The sequence below is a fragment of the Polaromonas sp. P3_C2 genome (assembly GCF_056402675.1).
In genome coordinates this window covers 1-6,825 of sequence record NZ_JBFUGX010000190.1, presented here as the reverse complement: position 1 = coordinate 6,825, position 6,825 = coordinate 1, and the positions used below count along the sequence as shown (strand labels likewise).

The following is a 6,825-nucleotide window of genomic DNA, read 5'->3' as shown; positions in this document are numbered from 1 at the left end:
GAACCACGTCGCCTTCAATGCCGATATCCAGTTGTTCGCGGGCCAGGCCGGGAACGTCGAATTGCAGGGTATATGCCTTCTCGAGGTCTTCCACGTTGGCGGCCTTGGCGGCGCCGGTGTCAGACAACGAGGAGAAGGTGTCGTTGAGGAATTTTTCCAGGGCGCCGTTGCTCACGACGGGTGCGTAGTGGCGATGAAAGGCGCGGGCAGGGCGATGGGCGAGAGAGTAAAACATGGCTATTCCTTGATGGATGAACAAGGGGTGTTTTCCCCTTACACTGCGCGGCGCTCACCGTGATTGCCGCTTGCACCCCAGTTAGGTGTGCAAGCGGTTTATTCAAGCCAAATCAGGCAAAAGACCAGGGTCTATTTTTTTATGCAGAAACACTTGAAACGCTTCCTCATGGCCCTATGTCTTTGCGCCTCGGCGGCGGCGTTCGCGCAGACCGCAAGCCAGCCGCCTGTSCCGGCACCTGTTCGTATTGCGCTGATCGAAAGCCTGTCAGGCGCATTCGCCAATACCGGCGAAGCGGTGTTCCGCAACCTCGTCTGGGCCACTGAGCGCGTCAATGCGCGTGGCGGCGTGAAGCTGGCAGGCGGCCCGCGCAACCTGGTCGTTGAGCGCTACGACAGCAAGGGCCAGAACGAAGAGGCGCTGGCGGCCTTGCGTTCGGCCATTGACGACGGTGTGACCATCGTGGCGCAGGGCAATTCCTCGGCGATTGCGGCGGTGCTCATTGACGCCATCAACAAGCACAACGAGCGTGAGCCGAACAAGCGCGTGGTGTTCCTCAACTATTCGGCGGTCGACCCGATCCTGACGAATGAAAAGTGCAGCTACTGGCATTTCCGCTTTGATGCGCATGCAGACATGCGCATGGCCGCGCTCATGGATGTGCTCCGGGACGACAAGGCGCTCAAAAGCATTTACCTGATAGGCCAGGACTACAGTTTCGGGCAGGCCGTGCTGCGTGAGGCACGCAAGCAACTGGGCGCGCAGCGACCCGACGTGCAGATCGTGGGCGACGAGTTGCACTCGCTGGGCCGTGTCAAGGACTTCATTCCCTATGCCGCGAAGATCAAGGCCAGCGGAGCGCAGGCAGTGCTCACGGGCAACTGGGGCAACGACCTGACGCTGCTGATCAAGGCGGCAAGGGAAGTGGGTTACGAGGGCAAGTTCTATACCTTCTATGGCAACGCGCTGGGCGTGCCGGGTGCGCKGGGCGACGCCGGCGTGGGCAAGGTGATAGCGGTGGCCGACTGGTTCCCGAATGAGGCGGGCGCGCAGTCCGAAGCCTTCTACCTATCCTTTCGCCAGCGCTTTCCCAAGCCTCAGGACGACTATGTTCACATGCGCATGCAGCTCATGATTGAGGCGCTGGCCCAAAGCCTTGACAAAGCGGGCAGTGCTGACGCCGGGGCGGTGGCGGCGCAGCTGGAGCGTAGTTCGGTTACTTTCGTGGGCCACAAAGGCGCGATGCGCTCGGCCGACCACCAGTTCCAGCAACCGCTGCTGGTGGCATTGATGGGCAAGCAGGGTTCGCCGGGTGTGAAATTTGACGTGGAAGGTTCCGGMTACGGCTTTCGCGTCATCAAGACGATTTCGCCCGAAAAGGCCGAGCAGCCTAACAGCTGCAAGATGGTCCGGCCTTGAGTTCAAATTGGCTGATTGAATAATTGATTGAAGCCGGCACAGGCGGACGGACTATCCATGAGAAAAACTGTTTTAGATCTTGAAGAATCGATGATCCGCCAGGTGGCCAACGCGGGCATGGGGCGCGATGATGTGCTCAAGTTCTGGTTTGGCGAGAGCGATGAGGTCACGCCGGCCTTTATCCGCGAGGCGGCGGCTGCGTCGTTGCAGCAGGGCGAGACTTTTTATGCGCAAAACCTGGGCTTGCCAGAGCTGCGGGAGGCCATTGCCGCTTACGCGGCGGGCCTGCGCTGTGCGGGGGCCGCGCCGATCACGGCCGAACGCATTGCGGTGACCTCAGGCGGCGTCAATGCGCTGATGCTGGCGGTGCAGGCGCTGGTGGATGCCGGCGACGAAGTCGTGGCCGTGACGCCTGTCTGGCCCAACCTGACGGCCCAGCCGGCCATCATGGGCGCGCAGGTCAAATGCGTCAGCCTCAAGCCGGTGGCAGGCGAGTGGCGGCTTGATGTGGCCGAACTGCTGGCCGCCATTACGCCGAAAACCAAACTACTCATCGTCAACGCGCCCAACAATCCCACCGGCTGGACGCTGTCGCGCGCCGAGCAAGAGGTCATCCTGGCGCATTGCCGCAAGACGGGCACCTGGATTCTGGCGGACGAGGTGTACGAGCGCCTGTATTACGAGCCCACCCCTAATGGTTGCGCCCCCAGTTTTCTGGATATCGCCGCGCCCGAAGACCGCCTCGTGGTGGTTCACAGCTTTTCCAAGAGCTTTTTGATGACCGGGTGGCGCCTGGGCTGGCTGGTGATGCCGGCTGCCATGACGCCGCACATGGGCAAGCTGGTGGAGTTCAACACCTCCTGCGCGCCGGTGTTCGTGCAGCGGGCCGGGCTGGTGGCCATCGAACGCACGGCCGATATCACGCCCCGGGTGGTTGCCCATCTGAAAACCTGCCGCGACACTTTGGTGCCGCTGCTGCAGGCCGTGCCGGGCGTGCAGTTGGCACCGGCCAAAGGCGGCATGTACGCCTTTTTCCGCCTGGAAGACCAGGCGCGCTTCGGGGACTCTCTGGAGACCGCCAAACGTCTGGTGGTGGAGGGGGGCTTGGGCCTGGCGCCCGGCAATGCATTCATGGTCAATCCCGGGCCCGAGGCTCAGGGCTGGCTGCGCTGGTGTTTCGCCAGCCAGGATGTCGCTCGGCTGGGGCGGGGGGTGGAACGCCTCAGGCGCTGGCTTGGGGAATGATCTCAGGCTATAATCCAAGGCTCTGCGCAAATTGAGGCTCTTTTTGAGCCTTTTTCATGCCGGAACACGACGAAAGCGGTTTATTCACTCCCATGTCGGGAACGCTGCTTCGCTCGCAAGCGCACCTCGGTGCAAGAAAGAGAAAACATGATTGCAAAATCAATCAAGGCCGAAATCGTTCAGGCCAACGCACGCGCCGCCGGCGACACCGGCAGCCCTGAAGTTCAAGTGGCGCTGCTGACCGGCCGCATCAACGAACTGACCCCCCATTTCAAGGCCAACGCCAAGGATCACCACGGTCGCCGCGGTCTGCTGCGCATGGTGAGCCGCCGCCGCAAGCTGCTGGACTACCTGAAGTCCAAAGATGCCGAACGTTACACCGCGCTGATCGCCAAGCTTGGCCTGCGCAAGTAATCGGTAGCAACGATTTGAAAGCGCCTGAGTTAGTTCACTAGCTCAGGCGCTTTTTACTTCGGAGCAAGGCAAAACGAGCACGCGCTGTGTCATTCCACAAGAAAAGCCCTGGTCAGGCCCCTGATTCCAGGCATTTTGTGGAATGGCATCGTGTTCAGCCAGCCGCCGCTCCGGGCCTCCCGCACTGCCTCAAGTGCGTGAATTTAGTGGAGATAAGAACATGAGCATTTTCAACAAAGTCACCAAGTCTTTCCAATGGGGTCAGCACAAAGTCACGATGGAAACCGGCGAAATCGCACGCCAGTCCAGCGGCGCCGTCGTCGTTGACATGGACGGCACCGTGGTACTGGCCACCGTGGTCGCCAAGACCGATGCCAAGCCCGGCCAGGATTTCTTCCCCCTGACAGTCGACTACCTCGAGAAAACCTACGCCGCTGGCCGCATTCCCGGCAGCTTCTTCAAGCGCGAAGGCCGTCCCAGCGAATTCGAAACGCTGACTTCGCGCCTGATCGACCGCCCGATCCGCCCCTTGTTCCCTGAAGGCTTCTTCAACGAAGTTCAGGTCGTGATCCATGTGCTGTCGCTGAATCCTGAGGTCGAAGGCGACATCCCTGCGCTGATCGCCTCGAGCGCTGCGTTGTCGATCTCCGGCATCCCGTTCAATGGCCCCATCGGCGCCGCTCGCGTGGCCTACATCGACGGCCAGTACGTGCTGAACCCCGGCAAGACCCAGCTCAAGGATTCGAAGATGGACCTCGTCGTGGCCGGCACCGAAGCCGCCGTGCTGATGGTCGAGTCCGAAGCCCAGCAACTGTCCGAAGAGATCATGCTCGGCGCCGTGGTGTTCGGCCATGAGCAGGGCAACATCGCCATCAACGCGATCCATGAACTCGTACGCGACGCCGGCAAGCCGGTCTGGGATTGGAAAGCACCCGCCAAGAACGAGCCGCTGATCGCCAAGGTCAACGAACTCGCCGGTGCCAAGCTGCAAGCCGCTTACCAGATCCGCGCCAAGCAAGCCCGTACGCAAGCCTGCCGCGTGGTGACCTCCGACGTTATGGCCGCGCTCAAGGCCGACGGCGTGGAATTCGACGGCGTGGCCGTTGAAGGCATGCTGTTCGACATCGAAGCCAAGATCGTGCGTAGCCAGATCCTGGCCGGCGAACCCCGCATCGACGGCCGCGACACGCGCACCGTTCGTGCGATTGAAATCCGCAACAGCGTGCTGCCCCGCACCCACGRCTCGGCCCTGTTCACGCGCGGCGAAACCCAGGCGCTGGTCGTGACCACGCTGGGCACTGAGCGCGATGCGCAGCGTATCGACGCGTTGTCGGGCGACTACGAAGACCGCTTCATGCTGCATTACAACATGCCTCCGTTCGCCACCGGTGAAACCGGCCGTGTCGGCTCGCCAAAGCGCCGCGAAATCGGTCACGGCCGTCTGGCCAAGCGCGCGCTGATCGCCGTGCTGCCGTCGAAGGAAGAGTTTCCGTACACCATGCGCGTGGTGTCTGAGATCACCGAGTCCAACGGCTCTTCGTCCATGGCTTCGGTCTGCGGCGGCTGCCTGTCGCTGATGGATGCCGGTGTGCCGATGAAAGCCCACGTGGCCGGTATCGCCATGGGCCTGATCAAGGAAGACAACCGTTTTGCCGTGCTGACCGACATCCTGGGTGATGAAGATCACCTGGGCGACATGGATTTCAAGGTTGCGGGTACCACCTTCGGTATCACCGCGCTGCAGATGGACATCAAGATCCAGGGCATCACCAAGGAAATCATGCAGGTCGCGCTGGCCCAGGCCAAGGAAGCCCGCATGCACATCCTGGGCAAGATGCAGGAAGCCATGGGCGAAGCCAAGGCTGAAGTGTCCGACTTCGCGCCGCGTCTCTACGTCATGAAGATCAACCCAGAGAAGATCCGCGACGTGATCGGCAAGGGCGGCGCCGTCATCCGCGCGCTGACCGAAGAAACCGGCACGCAGATCAACATCGAGGAAGACGGCACTATCACCATCGCGTCGAATGACAGCGCCAAGGCCGACGAGGCCAAGCGCCGCATCGCCGAGATCACCGCTGAGGTCGAAATCGGCAAGGTGTACGAAGGCCCGGTCACCAAGATCCTGGACTTCGGCGCCCTGATCAACCTGCTGCCCGGCAAGGACGGCCTGCTGCACATCAGCCAGATCGCCCACGAGCGCGTCGAGAAGGTCACCGACTACCTGAGCGAAGGCCAGATCGTCAAGGTCAAGGTTCTGGAGACCGACGAGAAGGGCCGTGTCAAGCTGTCGATGAAGGCTTTGCTCGACCGTCCGGCCCAGGACCAAGACCGGGGCTGATCAATACTGCTATTGATTTTGTAGCTGCTTGCGCTCTTGTACAGAGGGCTGGCGACTCAAATGACCTTGATACGCCATGAAAGTTGTTGAAATTACCTCCTACGGCAAGCCTGAGGTGTTGCGCCTGGCTGATCGCCCGGCGCCCATCGAAGGTTCTGGCGAGGTAGTGATTCGCGTGAGCGCCAGTGGCGTCAACCGCCCTGATGTTCTTCAGCGCATGGGTCACTACCCGGTACCGCCCGGGGCGTCCGACATTCCCGGGCTTGAAGTCGCGGGTGTGATCGTGTCCGGCGATGCCGTGGCCATGGCCGTAGCCGGCCTCAAAATCGGTGACCGTGTCTGCGCGTTGGTCGCGGGTGGTGGCTATGCCGAGTTGTGTGTTGCTCCGATTGGGCAGTGCCTGCCGGTGCCTTCAGGGCTGAGCGACATCGAGGCGGCATCTTTGCCCGAGACTTTTTTCACCGTCTGGAGCAATGTGTTTGAGCGCGCTTACCTGCAGCCGGGTGAAACCTTGCTGATCCAGGGCGGCTCCAGCGGTATCGGCGTTACGGCCATCCAGATTGCCAAGGCCTTGGGGGCCACGGTGCTGGTAACGGCCGGCAGCGACGAAAAATGCGCTGCCTGTGTGGCTTTGGGCGCGGACCATGCCATCAACTACAAGACCAGTGACTTTGCCGAAGAGGCAAAAAAGCTGACCAACGGGAAGGGCGTCGACGTCATTCTTGATATGGTTGCCGGTGGTTATGTTGCGCGAGAAGTTGACTGCATGGCCGAGGACGGCCGTCTGGTCATCATTGCGATACAGGGCGGGGTCAAGTCCGAGATCAATGCGGGATTGGTGTTGCGCAAGCGCTTGACCGTCACCGGTTCAACCTTGCGTGCGCGATCTGTCGAGTTCAAAAGCGCCATTGCGAATGCATTGAGGAATAAGGTGTGGCCACTGCTTGCGAGCGGTGCTGTCAAGCCGGTGATTCACAGCACGTTTGCGGCGGCTGATGCGGCCAAGGCGCATGCATTGATGGAGTCCAACCAGCATGTCGGCAAAATCGTCTTAACCTGGTCACCGACACCATGAAGAAGCTTATTGCTGGTAACTGGAAGATGAACGGCGGCCTGGAGGCCAACGCAGCCTTGCTGGATGCCCTGGCGAGTGGGCTGGCCAATCCTCCGGCAT

The 6,825-nt window shown here is 61.2% G+C and carries 5 protein-coding genes and 2 pseudogenes; 6 read left to right on the top strand and 1 reads right to left on the bottom strand.

What is annotated here, in order from left to right:
• Nucleotides 1-235, bottom strand: a pseudogene (locus AC1DWI_RS10020) (Hsp20/alpha crystallin family protein); the annotation flags it as partial.
• Nucleotides 236-376: 141 nt separating this feature from the next.
• Here AC1DWI_RS10020 and AC1DWI_RS10015 point away from each other — a divergent pair.
• From AC1DWI_RS10015 to AC1DWI_RS09990, 6 genes and pseudogenes are all read left to right on the top strand, one after another.
• A complete protein-coding gene (locus tag AC1DWI_RS10015; protein WP_477724766.1) occupies nucleotides 377-1,654 on the top strand; it encodes a branched-chain amino acid ABC transporter substrate-binding protein in 1,278 nt (425 codons plus the stop codon).
• A gap of 57 nt (nucleotides 1,655-1,711) precedes the next feature.
• Nucleotides 1,712-2,899: a pyridoxal phosphate-dependent aminotransferase gene (locus AC1DWI_RS10010; protein ID WP_477671587.1), complete on the top strand. Its 1,188-nt coding sequence runs from the start codon at nucleotides 1,712-1,714 to the stop codon at nucleotides 2,897-2,899.
• Between the two features lie 147 nt (nucleotides 2,900-3,046).
• Entirely contained in the window at nucleotides 3,047-3,313 is a 267-nt protein-coding gene (rpsO, locus tag AC1DWI_RS10005) for a 30S ribosomal protein S15 (RefSeq protein WP_348046953.1), read from the top strand.
• 220 nt (nucleotides 3,314-3,533) lie between these two features.
• Entirely contained in the window at nucleotides 3,534-5,651 is a 2,118-nt protein-coding gene (gene pnp, locus AC1DWI_RS10000; protein WP_477724765.1) for a polyribonucleotide nucleotidyltransferase, read from the top strand.
• A 76-nt stretch (nucleotides 5,652-5,727) separates the two neighbouring features.
• A complete protein-coding gene (locus AC1DWI_RS09995) occupies nucleotides 5,728-6,726 on the top strand; it encodes an NAD(P)H-quinone oxidoreductase (RefSeq protein WP_477671588.1) in 999 nt (332 codons plus the stop codon).
• A pseudogene (locus AC1DWI_RS09990) lies at nucleotides 6,723-6,825 on the top strand (triose-phosphate isomerase); the annotation flags it as partial. The gene AC1DWI_RS09995 and the pseudogene AC1DWI_RS09990, both read left to right, overlap by 4 nt.